General features: G+C 39.8%; 15 protein-coding genes, 2 tRNA genes and 1 other RNA gene. 14 read left to right on the top strand and 4 right to left on the bottom strand.

The window, feature by feature from the left end; translation table 11 throughout:
- The first annotated feature begins 3 nt into the window (after positions 1–3).
- Together pgeF and ABLC00_RS04265 are read left to right on the top strand one after the other, a co-directional pair.
- Positions 4–741, top strand: a complete 738-nt coding sequence (gene pgeF, locus ABLC00_RS04260; RefSeq protein ID WP_017394211.1) for a peptidoglycan editing factor PgeF — start codon at positions 4–6, stop codon at positions 739–741.
- Positions 742–964: 223 nt separating this feature from the next.
- Complete coding sequence (locus tag ABLC00_RS04265) at positions 965–1,516, top strand: flavodoxin family protein (protein WP_033846751.1); 552 nt, start codon at positions 965–967, stop codon at positions 1,514–1,516.
- A 41-nt stretch (positions 1,517–1,557) separates the two neighbouring features.
- Here the strand turns inward: ABLC00_RS04265 and smpB are convergent, their stop codons facing one another.
- A complete protein-coding gene (smpB, locus tag ABLC00_RS04270; RefSeq protein ID WP_001029798.1) occupies positions 1,558–2,034 on the bottom strand; it encodes an SsrA-binding protein SmpB in 477 nt (158 codons plus the stop codon).
- Positions 2,035–2,169: 135 nt separating this feature from the next.
- On the opposite strand from smpB, the gene coaD reads away from it, so the two are divergent.
- From coaD to ABLC00_RS04295, 5 genes are all read left to right on the top strand, one after another.
- The gene (coaD, locus tag ABLC00_RS04275) at positions 2,170–2,661 is read left to right on the top strand and encodes a pantetheine-phosphate adenylyltransferase (protein WP_000047853.1); all 492 of its coding nucleotides are present in this window, start codon (positions 2,170–2,172) and stop codon (positions 2,659–2,661) included.
- A 1-nt stretch (position 2,662) separates the two neighbouring features.
- Positions 2,663–2,926, top strand: coding sequence for a YfhL family 4Fe-4S dicluster ferredoxin (locus tag ABLC00_RS04280; protein ID WP_001979799.1), 264 nt, complete (start codon positions 2,663–2,665; stop codon positions 2,924–2,926).
- Positions 2,927–2,953: 27 nt separating this feature from the next.
- Positions 2,954–3,308, top strand: an RNA gene (rnpB, locus tag ABLC00_RS04285) — RNase P RNA component class A.
- Between the two features lie 64 nt (positions 3,309–3,372).
- A tRNA-Met gene (locus ABLC00_RS04290) sits at positions 3,373–3,449 on the top strand.
- Between the two features lie 148 nt (positions 3,450–3,597).
- Positions 3,598–4,782, top strand: a complete 1,185-nt coding sequence (locus tag ABLC00_RS04295; RefSeq protein WP_033846625.1) for a porin — start codon at positions 3,598–3,600, stop codon at positions 4,780–4,782.
- Between the two features lie 51 nt (positions 4,783–4,833).
- On the opposite strand, the gene ABLC00_RS04300 is transcribed toward ABLC00_RS04295, so the two are convergent.
- On the bottom strand, positions 4,834–5,814 hold the full coding sequence (locus ABLC00_RS04300) for a LysR family transcriptional regulator (protein WP_033846626.1): 981 nt from the start codon (positions 5,812–5,814) through the stop codon (positions 4,834–4,836).
- Between the two features lie 103 nt (positions 5,815–5,917).
- Here ABLC00_RS04300 and ABLC00_RS04305 point away from each other — a divergent pair, with 103 nt between their 5' ends.
- The 7 genes from ABLC00_RS04305 to ABLC00_RS04335 all read left to right on the top strand — a co-directional run bounded on the left by ABLC00_RS04305 (position 5,918) and on the right by ABLC00_RS04335 (position 13,600).
- Positions 5,918–7,030: a tartrate dehydrogenase gene (locus ABLC00_RS04305; RefSeq protein WP_033846627.1), complete on the top strand. Its 1,113-nt coding sequence runs from the start codon at positions 5,918–5,920 to the stop codon at positions 7,028–7,030.
- Positions 7,031–7,050: 20 nt separating this feature from the next.
- Complete coding sequence (locus ABLC00_RS04310) at positions 7,051–8,703, top strand: BCCT family carnitine transporter (RefSeq protein ID WP_080775611.1); 1,653 nt, start codon at positions 7,051–7,053, stop codon at positions 8,701–8,703.
- Positions 8,704–8,714: 11 nt separating this feature from the next.
- The gene (locus tag ABLC00_RS04315) at positions 8,715–9,689 is read left to right on the top strand and encodes an alpha/beta hydrolase (protein WP_033846629.1); all 975 of its coding nucleotides are present in this window, start codon (positions 8,715–8,717) and stop codon (positions 9,687–9,689) included.
- A 42-nt stretch (positions 9,690–9,731) separates the two neighbouring features.
- Complete coding sequence (cntA, locus tag ABLC00_RS04320) at positions 9,732–10,847, top strand: carnitine monooxygenase subunit alpha (protein ID WP_004710265.1); 1,116 nt, start codon at positions 9,732–9,734, stop codon at positions 10,845–10,847.
- A gap of 63 nt (positions 10,848–10,910) precedes the next feature.
- Positions 10,911–12,362: an NAD-dependent succinate-semialdehyde dehydrogenase gene (locus tag ABLC00_RS04325; RefSeq protein WP_033854549.1), complete on the top strand. Its 1,452-nt coding sequence runs from the start codon at positions 10,911–10,913 to the stop codon at positions 12,360–12,362.
- 47 nt (positions 12,363–12,409) lie between these two features.
- Entirely contained in the window at positions 12,410–13,366 is a 957-nt protein-coding gene (cntB, locus tag ABLC00_RS04330) for a carnitine monooxygenase, reductase subunit CntB (protein WP_002050363.1), read from the top strand.
- A gap of 157 nt (positions 13,367–13,523) precedes the next feature.
- Positions 13,524–13,600: transfer RNA gene (locus tag ABLC00_RS04335), tRNA-Met, on the top strand.
- A gap of 43 nt (positions 13,601–13,643) precedes the next feature.
- Here ABLC00_RS04335 and ABLC00_RS04340 read toward each other — a convergent pair.
- Entirely contained in the window at positions 13,644–14,672 is a 1,029-nt protein-coding gene (locus ABLC00_RS04340) for a hypothetical protein (protein WP_033846631.1), read from the bottom strand.
- On the bottom strand, positions 14,665–16,290 hold the full coding sequence (locus ABLC00_RS04345; protein ID WP_004710259.1) for an NAD+ synthase: 1,626 nt from the start codon (positions 16,288–16,290) through the stop codon (positions 14,665–14,667). Before ABLC00_RS04345 ends, ABLC00_RS04340 begins: the two co-directional genes overlap by 8 nt.
- Positions 16,291–16,405: the final 115 nt, after the last annotated feature.

Below are 16,405 nucleotides of genomic sequence, written 5' to 3' on the forward strand. Positions count from 1 at the left end.
CATATGGAATTTGTTCAAGGTTTACCGCAAGGCGTATTTGTAGGGCAGACACGTGTTCAACATCCTTTGGCTTTGCCAACGGACCAAACCGAATTAACTGGGTTTAATCTTGCTTTACACGTTAAAGACGAAGCTGCACGCGTTCAGCAGCATCGAATGATGCTTTTAGACGAATTTGCTCAGTTTGGTGTTAAGAAAATGACATGGATGACCCAAACGCATAGTACGATTTGTCATACGGTAAATGAACAAATTCCCTTTACAGCATTAATTGGCGATGGATTGGTTACTCAAACCAAAGGTCATGCGTTAATGATGATGACAGCCGATTGTTTGCCTGTAGTACTTGGTAACGCAGAGGGCACTGAAGTTGCCAACTTACATGCAGGGTGGCGAGGATTGGCGGGCGGTATTATTGAAAATACAGTTGCTGCAATGCAAAGCCCTCCAACTTGGGCGTGGTTAGGAGCTGCGATTAGTCAACCTTGTTTTGAAATTGGAGCCGAAGTAAAAACTGCTTTTTGTAGTAAATATCCTGAATTGGAAACTGCATTTATTGATGGAGCAGCTCCAGATAAATTTCATGCAGATTTATACGCGATTGCTCGTTTTATTTTGCAAAGCCTTGGTGTTAAGCAAGTTTTAGGCGGCGATCAATGTTCATATCAACAGCAAGAAGAGTATTTCTCTTACCGCCGTGATGCTAAAACTGGCCGTATGGCAACTTTTGTTTTTATGTAATTTATAAAAATCGTATTTAATTTTAGAAGTACGATTGTTGTGATATTACTCCCTTATGTTATTTAAATTTAAAAATAATATAAGGGAGTTTTTTTATTTTTTTGTATTTTCAGTATTTACTTAAATAAACTGCTTAAAAGCTAATTTTTGATATTCTTAGATCACGGTTTAGCAACTTTTAATAAAATGATAAAATACAAAAAATCGCTAAAATATTAAGCTTATGTCTTTGCCTGAAAAACATCTCTCTATCGTCTATCATAGTCCATATGGTCATACCGCAAAGGTAGCATCTGCTATTGCTGCTGGTGCACAAGTGATGGGTGTTAAAGTACATGTGATGAATATTGAGCACATTGACTGGAATGTTTTAGATGCCTCACAGGGTATTATTTTTGGTTCTCCAACATATATGGGGAGTGTAACTGCCGACTTTAAAAAGTTTATGGATAGTACCTCCAAACGCTGGAAAAATCGTTTATGGCAAGGCAAATTAGCAGCGGGTTTTGCAAACTCAGGTGGCCTGAGTGGTGATAAGCTAGCGGTTTTGCAACAACTTAATATTTTTGCGATGCAGCATGGCATGCTCTGGTCTGGTTTGCCTTTAATGACAACAGGTCATACCGAAACTGATTTAAACCGTTTATCGAGCTGTTTAGGTTTAATGACTCAATCAGATAATGCACCAGTTGAAATTACACCGCCACAAGGTGATTTAGATACTGCTAAATGGTTTGGTGAATATATTGCTGGACTTTTATATAGATTAAATTAGTAAAAAATAAAAAAGCCTCTTTATAGAGGCTTTTTAGTCTATTATTTATGAAATATACGGGCTTTATCACGTTGCCAGTCACGTTCTTTTTCAGTCGCACGTTTATCGTGGAGTTGTTTACCTTTCACGAGTGCAATTTCAAGCTTGACCAGATGACCTTTCCAGTAACATGCTAATGGAACGCACGAATAACCTTTTTGGTTCACTGCACCCATAAGCTTTTCAAGTTCACGACGAGATAATAATAATTTACGTGTACGTGTAGCTTCCGGCACGATATGTGTAGATGCAGAAAGGAGCGGTTGAATTTGTGCACCAAATAAAAATGCTTCACCGTTTTTAAAAATGACATAACTTTCTGTCAAACTCATACGACCAGCACGTAAAGACTTTACTTCCCAGCCGAGTAAAGACATGCCAGCTTCAAATTTTTCTTCGATAAAATAATCATGACGGGCACGTTTATTTTGTGCGATGGTTCCGCCATTATGTTTCTTTACTACTGTTGCTTTCGCCATAATTCAAACTTCCACAATTGCCCCTATTGTGCCGTAAACTGATGCCAAGGTGAAGTTTTTTCCCACATATCAATATTTCGCCTCATGTATAACTTTTGCTAAAATAGGTGCACAATACAATTAGAGTACTAGCGGATGTCTAAAACGCGTGTAATTTATCCTGGAACATTTGACCCTATCACAAATGGGCACGTTGATTTAGTTACTAGAGCATCAAGAATGTTTGATGAGGTCGTAGTAGCAATTGCAATTGGACATCATAAAAATCCTTTGTTCAGTCTAGAAGAGAGAGTTGCACTGGCACAGTCATCATTAGGCCATCTATCAAATGTTGAATTTGTAGGTTTTGATGGTTTATTGGTTAATTTTTTCAAAGAACAAAAGGCTACAGCAGTACTTCGCGGTTTAAGAGCAGTATCTGATTTTGAATATGAGTTTCAATTGGCTAATATGAATCGCCAGTTGGACCCACATTTTGAAGCCGTGTTTTTAACACCTTCCGAACAGTATTCTTTTATTTCTTCGACGTTGATTCGAGAAATTGCACGCTTAAAAGGTGATGTAACCAAGTTTGTTCCGCAAGCTGTGGTTGAAGCTTTTGAACGTAAACATCAACAAGGTTGGTAAAGTGTCGTTATATATCACCGATGAGTGCATAAACTGTGATGTTTGTGAACCAGTTTGCCCAAATGAAGCTATTTTTATGGGTGAAGTGATTTATGAAATTAATCCAGATTTATGTACAGAGTGTGTTGGTCACCATGATCAGCCACAATGTCAATTATTTTGTCCAGTCGACTGTATTCCTAAAGATCCGCAGCATGAGGAAACGGAAGAACAGCTATTAGACAAATATAAAAGATTAATTGCTCAAAAAAGCACAAGCAATTAGTGAATAAATTTGTTAATATGCGCCCTCGAAGTGAGCCGGATGGTCGCTGCTGTGGAGGTCTCCGTGACTGAAGCAGGAGAGGAAAGTCCGGGCTTCATAGGGCAGGGTGCCAGGTAACGCCTGGGCGGTGAAAGCCGACGGAAAGTGCAGCAGAGAGTAGACCGCCTCATTCGTGAGGTAAGGGTGAAAGGGTGCGGTAAGAGCGCACCGCGTGTCTGGTAACAGTTCACGGCATGGCAAACCCCACCAGAAGCAAGACCAAATAGGAATCCTAGGTGCGGCCCGTACTGGATTCGGGTAGGTCGCTTGAGCGTATGAGTGATTGTACGCCTAGAGGAATGACCATCCTCGACAGAACCCGGCTTATAGGCTCACTTCACCTCATTTTATTTAAAATTTTTCTTGACGCGCGGTAAAGAAGCTAAGATAATGCGCGCACAGTTTACGGCTATGTAGCTCAGTTGGTTAGAGCACCGCACTCATAATGCGGGGGTCACAAGTTCAAGTCTCGTCATAGCCACCATTTTACAGACCACGCTCCTGCGTGGTCTTTTTTTATGCTTATTTTTTGATTAAACACAGTTTGTAAAGACCGACTTTATAGTTCTGGCATTGTTTGTCTAACCCAATTTCTTCATGTTCTTATAACACTTAACAAGGATGTTGAAGACATGAAAAGGTCATTATTATTTTTAGGAATTCTAAGCTTAACTGCTGGAGCACAAGTTTCTGCGGCTGATTTGAGTTGGGGTGATCCAACTTTAGATTCGGGTCAATTTAAAGTGTCTGGTGCGGTACGTTCCCGTTATTTACATAAGGACTATGTGGTTGGGGCCAATGAAGGCTCTCAAAATGATGACTGGCGACTCACAGATATTAAATTAGTGTTGGGTTACGAAAATCCAGATTGGATTGCGGGCTTAGATGCTCGTTGTTACCAATATAATCGCCTGTGTGATGCAATTTTTCTAAAAAAAGCATGGGCAGGTTATAAACTGTCTGACCAACAAAGAGTTACAGTAGGTTTACAACCTGTTGATTTTGGCTTTGGAGAATTTTGGGGCAGCAGTTATTACGAGACACTTTTAAATACCGTTGGTTTAGAAGATATTGATAATTTAGGAATTAAATATAAATTTGCAGATGATAAATATAATTTGACCTTAGGTTTTTATCCATCTGATGGTGGAAATTATAAGGGTACTTCAAAGGACTCAAGCCGATATAGTGGTAATTTTGTTGAAGCTGATGACTTGTCCAATGGCACTAATATTGAAGAAAAAAATATGTGGATTGGCCGCGCATCTAGAAAATTTGAAATTGATAAAGCTCAAAATTTTTCAACAGAATTGGGTGGTTCGTTTTGGTATTCTGATTTAGAAAATAAAAGAACAAACATAGATGGACATCGTAAGTCATGGAATGTGTTTGCTCAAACACAATACCAAGCTTGGCAATGGATGTTCTTAGCAGGTAAGCAACATGTCACGAATGGAGATGATTTATTTCCAAATAGTTCAACTATTGGTGCTTTCGACTATCCATATCAAGTAGCGAATAAGGGTAAGTATTTGGTTAATGAAATTAATTACACCTTCGCTCAGCCATTTCATCAACTTACCAATATTAAGCCTTATATTTCTCATAGTCGCTTTTTCAAAGATGAGGATGGCTATAAAGACTCTGAGCGTTTAATTGCAGGCGTTTATTTTAATTACAAAGCTATTGGTATTCAGGGTGAATATATTATGAGTAAAAATGATCCAATGGTAGGTGGTGGGGCAAATGGCCTTGCACAAGGTAGTAGTAATGACTGGGATAAACTGTTTTATCTTTCAATTGGATATTATTTCTAATATTTAAAAGCAAACGATTACCCTAAGTGAATAGGCTCACTTAGGTTTTTTTTATAGAAAGACTTTTTCAGGCGGTGGTTCTCGTTTGACGGCTGGTGAAATGAGTTGTCCGCGGTTTAGGTTTTGCACATGCTGTAAACGATTGAGCAATTCGTTTTGAATAAACAAAATACAGGTTTGCAGTTTGGAGGAGCTTTTCAGACGTGATGGATAAACTGCCCAAATATCTGCATCTTGCCAGTACGCAGGCAAAATATGTTGAAGTTGGCCGGTAATCAATTCATCTGCAACATCCCAAATCGAGCGGAAAATGATACCGTGACCTTCTATGGCAAGTTGATGAATAATTTCACCGTTATTTGAAACAAAACGTGGTTTGATATGTACTGAGACATCTTCAGAAGCATGTCTAAATTTCCATAAAACTGAGGATTGATCGCGCTCACTAATTGTTAAACAGTCATGTGTTTGCAAATCTTCAATACTGTCAGGTACGCCGTGTTTAAGTAAATAACTCGGTGACGCGCACAAAATACGAAAATTAGAAGCCAGCTTCTTCGCAATCATATTGGGTGCAATTTCATTACCAATTCTGATGTCTAAATCAATACTGTGTTGAATCAGGTCTTTGGTATTGTCGATGGTATCAAAATGAATCTGTAGTTTTGGATAGAGCATCATTAATTTAGACAAAATTGGTGCGACATGTTTTCTGCCAAAACCAAAGCTACTAATAATATCCATACGACCCGTAGGCGTACTGAGCGGGTTATTGACCAGTTCGCAGACTTCATCAAATTCTTCAAGAATATTTGAAACTCTCTCAAGAATGAGTTTGCCATCTTCTGTCAGGCTAACGTGACGCGTGCTGCGATGAAAAAGTTTGCAGCTCAACGTGTTTTCTAAAATATTAATTCGCTTGCTAATAAAAGCTGGCGATGTCCCGAGTTCCTCAGCAGATTCGACAAAACTTTTTAGTTTGGCGACTGTGCAAAAAACCTTTAAATCCGATAGGTTAGGTAGATTATTCACGATCCGTGTCCATTGGAGTGATAGTTCTGTTGTTGATCATTTTTGCTTAAAACATCATGTTTAAGTCATACAAGGATATTAGTCGAAGGTGTGAAGGAAGCTTATGGCAAAAAGATATAAAGTTGCCACGATTGCAGGCGATGGCATTGGTTTAGAAGTTCTACCAGAAGGCATTAAGGTTGTAAAGGCAGCAGCAGAAAAGTACGGCATTGATCTTCAGTTAGATGCTTTTGATTGGGCAAGCTGCGATTACTACCTTGAGCACGGCAAAATGATGCCGGATGACTGGTTTGAAATCTTAAAAGGTTACGATGCAATCTATTTTGGCGCTGTAGGCTGGCCAGATAAAGTGCCTGACCATATTTCGCTTTGGGGTTCGCTGCTCCAGTTCCGTCGTGGTTTTGACCAATATGTGAATTTACGTCCAGTGCGCTTAATGCCAGGGGTGAAATGTCCATTAGTGGGTAAAAAACCGGGTGACATCGATTTTTACGTGGTTCGTGAAAACAGTGAAGGTGAATACTCAGCCATTGGTGGTAAAGCTTTTGAAGGGACAGACCGAGAGTTTGTTTTACAAGAAGCCGTATTTACACGTCATGGCGTAGATCGAATTTTGCGTTATGCATTTGAGTTTGCAAATCAGCGTAATGCAAAAAAAATTACCGCAGCGACCAAGTCAAATGGTATTGCAGTGAGCATGCCGTACTGGGATGAGCGCGTTGATGCGATGGCAAAACAATATCCACAAATTCAAGCTGATAAACAGCATGTTGATATTTTAGCGGCGCGTTTTGTGTTGCAGCCTGAGCGTTTTGATGTGGTTGTAGCATCGAATTTATTTGGCGATATTCTTTCCGATTTAGGTCCTGCATGTACGGGAACCATTGGCTTAGCGGCATCGGCAAATTTAAACCCAGAAAGAAAATTTCCATCACTGTTTGAACCTGTCCATGGTTCAGCACCAGATATTTACGGTAAACAAATTGCCAACCCAATCGCTGCGATTTGGTCGGGTGCCATGATGTTCGAATTCTTTGGTGAAGAAGACGAGCGTTGTATCCAAGCAGGTCAGGATATTATGCACGCGATTGAGAATGTCTTAATTAATGGACCAAAAACAGCCGATATCGGTGGTCAGGCGAAAACTTATGAGGTAGGAGATGCAATTGCATCATGTGTAGCCCAAACTAAAATGGACGTATTCGCTATGGAATAACGCCATCCAAAAATGGATGTATGGATATGGATAATCAAAACACAAAAATTTATACGGATAAAGTTCTTGCCGTAACCAGCTTACTGTTTGTATTTATTTCAGTTGCTGGTTTGGCGATTTATTCGCAAGAGTCGATCAAGATTGCTGCAACGTGGATGCAATGGACGACATCGGTATTTACAACCCCAGTATTACTGTTTGCTTTTTTAGCCATCATTTTTACTTTTGGTCTTGCCTTTAGTAAATACGGAAAAATTAAGCTTGGAGAAGGAAAACCTCAATACAGCACAATGTCATGGATTTTTATGTTCATCTTGTCAGGTATTGGTTCTTCCACACTGTACTGGGGCTTTTTGGACTGGGCCTACTATTATCAAACTCCTGGTTTGAGCTTACCGCCTGAGTCAGCAGAAGCATTGAAATATAGCGTGGCTTACTCGTTTTTTCACTCTGGCTTAAGTGCTTGGGCAATTTATGCTTTGGCATCAATTTCGTTGTGCTACAGCTATCATGTGAGAAAAAACAAGGGATTAAGCTTAGCTTCAGTAATTGAGGCTGTGACAGGTTTTAAAGCAACTGGCGTGGTTGGTCGTTTAGTCGACTTAATGTTCTTACTTTGCATGTTTGGTGCATTGACGATTTCATTGGTACTCACTGCCGTGACATTTACCAATATTTTGTCTCAGCTCACAGGCATACCAAATACCTTTATGACCAAGGTCATCATTATTTTGGCAGTTTCAGTTCTGTTCGCACTCAGTTCTTATGTAGGTATGGACAAGGGCATGCAGCGTTTAAGCCATATGGTGTGCTTGGGTGTAGTGTTATTTGCAATTTATGTACTTTGCTTTGGCCCGACTCAGTTCATTTTGAATAACTCATTAATGAGTTTTGGGTTAATGGCTACCAACTTTGTCGATATGAGTTTGTTTACCGACCCAATGGGTGACGGCAAGTTTACTCGAGAATGGACTGTTTTCTACTGGTTATGGTGGATTTCATATGCACCGGGTGTGGCACTCTTTGTAACGCGTGTTTCTAAAGGTCGTACCATTAAAGAAGTGATCTTTGCCATGGTAATTGGTGGCAGTGTCGGTCTTTGGTTTATCTTTGGTGTGTTTGAAAACTACAGCGTTTATAGCTTTATTCATGGGGCTGTCAATGTACCGCAAATCTTAAGTCAACAGGGTGGTGAGGTTGCGATTGGTCAATTGCTCAGTCTGTTACCTGCCGGAAAACTCATGATGTGGATTTTCCTCGGCATCATGGTGGTGTTCTTGGCAGCACATATGGATGCGGTCGGATATGCGGTTTCAGCAACATGTACACGCGGTTTAAGTGAAGGACAAGATCCATCACCAAACGCTCGTCTGTTCTGGTGTGTCATGCTGACTTTAGTTCCAATTGCCATGATTTTTAGTAAAGCACCGTTAGACACCATGAAAACGGCAACTATTGTGACGGCTTTACCATTCATCGTGATTATTCTGATTCAAACCTATGGCTTAGTGAAATGGCTAATTCAGGATTATGCCAAAGTCCCATCGCATTTAATTGAGCAACAAGGTTATGATGATGCGGAAATTGGTTTAAACCAGTCTCAAGATGAACATGCAAAACGGATGCAGCTTGAGCTTGCAAGCTCAATCAAACTGGATAGAAAAACCAGCTAGAGGGAACGGTAATGACGACACGTGAACAGACTACTTATGTCTTAAGTGAAGAAATGCAAAGCCTAGTGTACTGGAGCAGCATTTATTCACCAGCAGATGCAGATATTGACTCAATTCGTGCAGCATATGACGCGATGTGCCGACACTACACTTTGCCACGTGATGGCAAGATCGAAGTAGAAGACCGAGTTGTTGCAAATGCAGAGCATCCTGTACCTGTTCGTGTGTATTTACCAAAAACAAATCGACCTGAAGCTGGTTGGCCGTGTGTGTTGTATTTACATGGCGGTGGTTGGATGGTCGGTGGACTCGATTCACATGAGTTTATTACCAGTTATTTATGTCAGGACTTAAATGCAATTGTCATTGGTGTAGATTACCGCTTAGCACCAGAACATCATTTTCCTGCAGCTTTTGAAGATTGTTTAGCGGTATATCAATGGCTTAAACAGCATGGTTCAGCTTGGCATATCGATAGCGAAAATATCGTTCTAGCAGGTGATAGCGCAGGCGGTAATTTAGCAGCAGCTCTTGCAGTGGATCTACAACATAGTGGTTTGCAAGCTCAAGGGCTGGCATTGGTTTATCCATGTTTAACGACAGCATTTGATACCCCAGCCGTGCAAAAGCACGCCCATGCGCCGTTGTTAACGGCTGAAGATATGCATTTTTATTTAAAGGAATATGCACCGAATTCACAAGAGTGGCAGGATTTACGTCTAGCACTTTTATTGGCAACTGATTTTTCAGATATGCCTACAAGTTTTGTGGCAGTTGCAGAATATGACCCTTTAAGTGATGACGGTTCTCTCTTTACCCAAAAACTGGAACAAGCAGGCATCCCTAACGAGTTTCATTTAGGTAAAGGTTTATTACATGGCAGTTTACGTCTGATGCGTGACTGTCCGGAAGTTCAACATTTATATCAACACATGCTAAGTGCAATACATCGCATGTTGAGCAGTGCCGAAAAGACATCAATTTAATATCGAGTCATTTGGACGAAAAGAATTTAATGGAGTAAAAACATGAGTGCAGTTGAAAAATTACCTGAAGATTTTTGCGCAAACCCAGATGTTGCATGGACTTTCCCTAAAGTTTTCTATACTTCATCTCAAGTTTATGAGCATGAAAAAGAATCAATCTTTGCTAAAAGCTGGATTTGTGTTGCACATGGCAGTGAGTTGGCTCAGCCAAATGACTATATTACCCGCAAAGTAATTGGTGAAAATATTGTCATCATTCGCGGTAAAGATAGTGTTCTACGTGCGTTTTATAATGTGTGTCCACACCGAGGCCATGAGCTTTTAAGTGGCAGTGGTAAAGCAAAAAATGTCATTACTTGCCCATATCATGCATGGACTTTCAAGCTAGACGGTAGCTTGGCATTGGCACGTAACTGTGACCATGTTGAATCTTTCGATAAAGAAAACTCAAGTATGGTGCCTTTAAAAGTCGAGGAATATGCAGGCTTTGTTTTCATTAATATGGATGAAAATGCGACTTGTGTAGAAGACCAGCTTCCAGGCTTTGCTGAGCGTTTAAATCAAGCATGTAGTGTAATTAAAGATTTGAAACTGGCGGCACGTTTTGTAACAGAAACGCCAGCAAACTGGAAAGTTATTGTCGATAACTACTTGGAATGTTATCACTGTGGGCCTGCTCATCCGGGCTTTGCTGACTCAGTACAAGTCGACAAATATTGGCACACCACACATCAAAACTGGACATTACAGTACGGTTTTGCGCGTTCATCTGAGAAGTCATTTAAGCTTGATCCATCAGTAACAGATCCTGAGTTTCATGGGTTCTGGACTTGGCCTTGTACCATGTTCAACGTACCACCGGGCAGCAACTTCATGACTGTGATCTATGAGTTTCCAGTTGATGCAGAAACGACGTTGCAGCATTACGATATTTACTTCACTAACGAAGAACTGACTCAAGATCAAAAAGATTTGATTGAATGGTATCGCAATGTATTCCGTCCTGAAGATTTGAACTTGGTAGAGAGCGTACAACGTGGTTTGAAATCACGTGGTTATCGTGGTCAAGGCCGTATTATGACTGACAAGCAACGCTCAGGAATTAGTGAGCATGGTATCGCTTACTTCCAACATTTAGTGGCGCAGCATCATAAATAAAACAAATGGATTTATTCAGGTGTAAAGATGACTTACACCTGATTCTTCAGTTAGGAAGATGATATGTCGAGTTTACAAAGTACTGAACTATTTCAGCAACAAGCCTATATTAATGGGCAATGGCTAGCTGCACAGTCGAATGCGACTGTTCCGGTGAGTAACCCAGCTACAGGGGAAGAAATTGGCACAATTCCGAATATGGGAGCGGCAGAGGCAACGCAAGCAGTTGAAGCTGCCTATATGGCTTTACAAAGTTGGAAAGCTTTAACTGCCCAAAATCGTGCTGATATCTTGTTGGCTTGGCATAAACTGGTTCTCGATCATACCGATGAACTTGCTTTAATCATGACCATTGAGCAAGGCAAGCCTTTAGCAGAAGCAAAAGGTGAGGTTCGCTATGCTGCATCATTTATTCAATGGTTTGCCGAAGAAGGCAAGCGTATTTATGGTGATGTGATTCCAACCGTAAATAACCAGCAGCGTTTTATTATCAGTAAAGAACCTGTGGGTGTTGTGGCTGCGATTACGCCGTGGAATTTCCCAATTGCCATGATTACCCGTAAAGCAGCGCCAGCTTTAGCAGCGGGTTGTACGGTCGTGATTAAGCCAGCCAATGAAACACCTTACTGTGCATTAGCGATTGCAAAGCTTGCAGAAAAGGCGGGTATACCAGCTGGTGTGATTAATGTTGTTACTGGTAAATCTCAAGAAATTGGCTCGGTATTTACTTCACATGAAAAAGTGAAAAAGTTGACTTTCACTGGTTCAACGCCAGTGGGCCGTTTACTGATGCAGCAGTGTTCAAGCACCATTAAAAAATTGGCGCTTGAGTTAGGCGGAAATGCTCCTCTGATTGTGTTTGACGATGCCGATTTAGATAAAGCTGTACAAGGCGCGATTTTTGCCAAGTTCCGTAATGCAGGTCAAACCTGTGTATGTGCTAACCGTATTTATGTACATGACAATATTTATCAAGCTTTTGCCGAGAAGTTTGTACAAGAAGTACAAAAATTTAAAGTTGGTAATGGTTTGGAAGATGGCGTACAAATTGGCCCATTAATTAATGAAAAAGCAGTTTTGAAAGCACAACAGTTAATTGATGATGCAGTGAGCAAAGGCGCTAAGATTGCCTGTGGTGGTAAACAGCATGCTTTAGGACAAACCTTTTATGAACCATCAGTTCTAACGAACGTTGACCGTACAATGGAAATTGTCCAAGAAGAAATTTTTGGTCCAGTTGCGCCGCTTATTTGTTTTACAGATGAAGCAGATGTGGTTGCTCAAGCAAATGACACGATTTTCGGTTTGGCAGCGTATGTGTATAGCGAAAATATTTCACGTTTATGGCGAGTGTCGGAACAGCTTGAATATGGAATGGTCGGTATGAATGCCACAGCAATTTCAAATGAAGTTGTACCATTTGGTGGTGTGAAGCAATCAGGCGTTGGACGTGAAGGTTCAAAATATGGTCTTGAAGAATTCATGACTATTAAATACATGTGTTTAGGGCTTTAAGGATAAGCCCTAACAACAAGAATATGCGGTAAAAGAAGGATTCTAATATGGCTAGTCATTATGAAATGTTCCCAGCAGTTGTTACTCGTGTGGAACAGCTAACCCCTTTAATCAAACGGTTTACGTTCAAACGTCAAGATGGGCAGAACTTTCCTCGATTTAGTGGGGGAAGCCATATTATTGTCAAAATGAATGATCAACTTTCCAATGCTTACTCATTGATGGGCTGTACGCAAGACTTATCAACTTATCAAGTCTGTGTTCGTAAGGATGTCGAAGGTAAGGGGGGATCAGTTTTCATGCATGATCAGTGCAATGAAGGCTGTGAAATCCAGATATCAGAACCAAAAAATTTATTCCCGCTAGCTGAAACAGGTACTAAACATATCTTAATTGCAGGTGGTATTGGTATTACACCGTTTTTACCGCAAATGGATGAGCTTGCGGCACGTGGTGCTGACTTTGAGCTACATTATGCTTACCGTTCACCTGAACACGCGGCTTTACTTGATGAGCTAAAGCAAAAACATGCAGAGCACGTATTTAGTTATGTTGATTCAGAAGGCTGCATGCTTAACTTAGACGAATTAATTTCATCGCAACCAAAAGGCACACATGTATATGTATGTGGACCTAAACCTATGATTGATGCGGTGATTGATTGTTGTAACAAGCACCGTTACCGCGATGAATACATTCACTGGGAACAATTTGCCTCAACGGTTCCAGAAGATGGTGAAGCATTTACGGTGGTACTTGCCAAATCTAATCAGGAAATTGAAGTACAAAGTAACCAGACTATTTTACAAGCTATTGAGACATTAAATATTGATGTGGAATGTCTATGCCGAGAAGGGGTTTGTGGTACATGTGAAACGGCTATTTTAGAAGGTGAAGCAGAGCATTTCGATCAATACTTAAGTGATGCCGAAAAGGCTTCACAAAAGAGCATGATGATTTGTGTATCAAGAGCAAAAGGTAAAAAACTAGTATTAGATCTTTAATATATTTCTGTGGCCGATCAATTGCTTAAAGTATGAATTTGCTAAAAAATGAACAAATAATGATGATCTGAATCATATTTGTTCATTTGGTGGGCATTAAGAGTTTTGAAGTATTGACCTGCTATACAGAACTATAGATAATGCGCACACAGTTTACGGCTATGTAGCTCAGTTGGTTAGAGCACCGCACTCATAATGCGGGGGTCACAAGTTCAAGTCTCGTCATAGCCACCATTTTAAAAACCACGCTCCTGCGTGGTTTCTTTTTATCTATTTTTTACTCACTAAAATGTTTTGCAATCATATCGAGTGTTTTTGAGCTTTGATAAAAAGGAGCTAAGAGCGCTTGAAGTAACGGTTCCAAAATACCATGCTCATTAAAGGCATCCATAACCTTCGGATAAAAACGTAAAGCTTCAGTTTGTAAATCGGTTTCGGTTAAACCAATCTCACTTAACACTTCAAATAGACTTTGGTCTTTATAAAAATCATAAAAAACTTCGACGCCATATAAAATAAGATCTTGCATAAATTGCGATTGACGTAATTCTTTCCAGTATTCATAAATTAAAACAAAGAACTCTTCCACATCGAGAGGAGTGAGCTGTTTCATAAACTCATACATTTTTTTATGCCTAATATCTTCCCAGATATGACGCACTAAGCTTTCTAAATCTTCAGCCGACAAAAGACTTAATTCTGTAAGTTGTTCATGAATAAAACTAGCAATCCAAGTTTCAAGTTTATGCTCGAGACGTTGTTGCTGTAAAAACGAGAATTTTTTAAGTTTATGTTGCCATTCAAAATGGTAGTCATTCACTTTAGTGGCAGTTAAAAATTTTGGTAATTTTTGTTCTAAGGTTGAAGTAGCAATATATTGGCACAGCTGTTGAACAGAAGGGCTGGTTCTTAAAAACTCATTCAGATATTGAGGAATATGCTCCATTTCCAAAAACTTGGAAAGCCACATTTCAAACTGGTGATCGGATACCAAGTCTTGTAGCTGAATTGGAGATTTCATGGCAGATAAATAAATACGCTGTGCAATTTCCCCAATAAACTCAAGTAAGCCTGCACCCAGCTGCATTTCAAAAGCATAGCGTTTCACAACGCCTTGTAATTGTTCTAAATCTACAACTTCATAAAGTTTAATTTCGTCAGCATGTTGCATAAACAGTTGAATGAACTGCTGGAAATAAATAGGTGAGTTTTCTATCGATAATTGTTTTTTGAAAAATTCCACCTGCTCAAGCAAAAGTGCTTGAGCGAGTGCTGTGGTTTTTGATGAGTTTTTCTGCTCAGTCATTCGCTGTCCAACCGTTGACAATCGGATAACGTCGTTCGCGACTAAATGCACGAGAAGTAATTCTCGGGCCAATCGCACCTTGACGACGTTTGTATTCATTACGATCAACTAAACGGATGACTTTTTCAACAACTTCTTTATCAAAACCTTTGGCAATAATGTCTGCCTGACCTAAATCTTCTTCAATGTATGCATAAAGGATAGCATCCAATACATCATACGCAGGTAAAGAGTCTTGGTCTTTTTGATCTGGACGAAGTTCTGCTGAAGGTGGGCGAGTAATCACACGCTCAGGAATAACCGGAGTTTCACTTAAGCTATTACGGTATTTTGCTAATTCAAACACGATTGTTTTATAAACATCTTTGAGAACAGCAAAGCCACCCACCATGTCACCATAAAGTGTGCAATAGCCAACTGAAAGTTCAGATTTATTACCTGTAGAAAGGACTAAATTACCAAACTTGTTAGATAAGCCCATAAGCAATGTACCACGAGCGCGCGCTTGTAAATTTTCTTCAGTCGCATCGGCTGGTGAATTACCAAAGAACGGATATAAAGTTTGCATGAAGCTATTTACGATTGAGTGGATTTCAGCAATACCGAAAGTCACGCCCATACGGCGAGCTTGTTCAGCTGCATCTTCCACACTAATTTGAGAAGTGTAGGTATAAGGCATCATCACAGCTTGAACTCTTTCAGCACCGATAGCATCAACTGCAATAGCGAGCGTAAGGGCAGAGTCAATACCGCCAGAAAGACCTAAAATTACTCCAGGAAAACCTGAGCGCTCTACATAGTCACGTGTTGCCATGACTAAGCCTTGATAGATCTCTGCAAAAGTTTCCAATGCAGGAGCAGACTCGGTGACCTTATATAATTTTGTATCGCGGTCAAATTCAGCTATATACAGGTCTTCTTTAAAGCTTGGTGCTTGTAAAGCAATTTCACCATTTTGGTTGCTGACAAAACTTGTGCCATCAAAAATTAAATCATCTTGTCCACCGACTTGGTTGACATAAACAATGTTTAAATGAAGTTGTTTTGCAAGTTCACTTAATGTTTGCTTACGATGCTGTGGTTTACCCACTTCATATGGCGATGAATTAAGCACAAGTACAGTATCAACATTTAATTGGCTTAATTGTTTTACTGTATTGATTGACCAGATATCTTCACAAATGAGTACACCAAACTTATGACCTAAGTACTCAAATACCAAGTGCTGATGGCCTTTTTGGAAATAACGTTTTTCATCAAAAACGCCATAGTTTGGCAAGTTATGTTTATTGAAGACACCTAAAACCTGACCGTCTTTCATGACAGCAGCTGAATTATAACGTTGACCATCTTCTGTCTGGTTTACGAAGCCGAAAACCATCACAATATCTTTAACTTCGCTAAGTTGAGCAAAAGCCTTTTGCATACGTTTATTTAAATTTGGACGTAACAATAAGTCTTCAGCTGGATAACCAATCACAGAAAGCTCAGGAAAAATAATCAGGTCAGCATCTTGTTTTTTCGCCTGATTTGCTTGCTCAATCATCTTTTGGGTGTTTGAGTCAATATTGCCAATATGCGGAGAAAACTGAGCAAGGGCAACTTTAAAACTTTTCATTCAAACCTAATCCTAGATCATAACGAATATAAATACACATAGTGTTGATTTTTATGAATATAATTTTTCAACGATGTGTATAGCACGATAATAAACAAGTAAAATAGTAAACAAA

Origin of the sequence: Acinetobacter nosocomialis, assembly GCF_041021905.1 — a bacterium.
GTDB classification, from domain to species: domain Bacteria; phylum Pseudomonadota; class Gammaproteobacteria; order Pseudomonadales; family Moraxellaceae; genus Acinetobacter; species Acinetobacter nosocomialis.